1 pseudogene is annotated in these 533 nt (G+C 47.5%); it reads right to left on the bottom strand.

What is annotated here, in order from left to right:
- A pseudogene (locus EOJ37_RS14580) lies at positions 1-533 on the bottom strand (hypothetical protein); the annotation flags it as partial.

The raw sequence follows: 533 nt of genomic DNA, 5'->3' as shown, positions 1-533 counted from the left end.
TTATCTTCTGTAGAGCTGGTGACATAGGCAAATGCACGACCAGAGTAAGCAAACAGTTGTTTTAACTTTTTAATATCCTTATTTTGCATCGCCTGCCACACTTCCTGATAGGCTTGCTGCAACAGTTGGCGCTGTTCTGGTGTATCAGTATAGGGGGTGGCGTTGACCCACGGCCATTCAGGCACACCATTTACCGTCACTTTGCGGCTAAATTCATACACCACCATCTCTTTGGGAAACCAGTTTGGTGCATATGCATCTTCATCAATAAATCCCGGCACAACGGTGGGTGCAATATGTTGTGTCACAGTGATAGGTTGGTTAATAGCAGCAAAGGCGGCAGGTGTTACGGTGGTTGCCGCCGTCGGCAAGCCTTTTTCACCTATGGTTACCTTGATGGCGCTAATTTTTTCCCGCCGCGCCGGGTTTTTCGGGTTGTAGATAACCAAATCCAAGTTGCAGTAGGCGCTGGGGTTAAAACTGTTCTTCTCTTTGGCCTCGGTCAGTTTTTCATTAAACCAGTTCAGTGCTGA

Origin of the sequence: Serratia microhaemolytica, assembly GCF_004011885.1 — a bacterium.
GTDB classification, from domain to species: Bacteria; Pseudomonadota; Gammaproteobacteria; order Enterobacterales; family Enterobacteriaceae; genus Serratia_G; species Serratia_G microhaemolytica.
The sequence above is the reverse complement of the archived record's forward strand: the minus strand, read 5'-3'. Positions and strand labels throughout refer to the sequence as shown.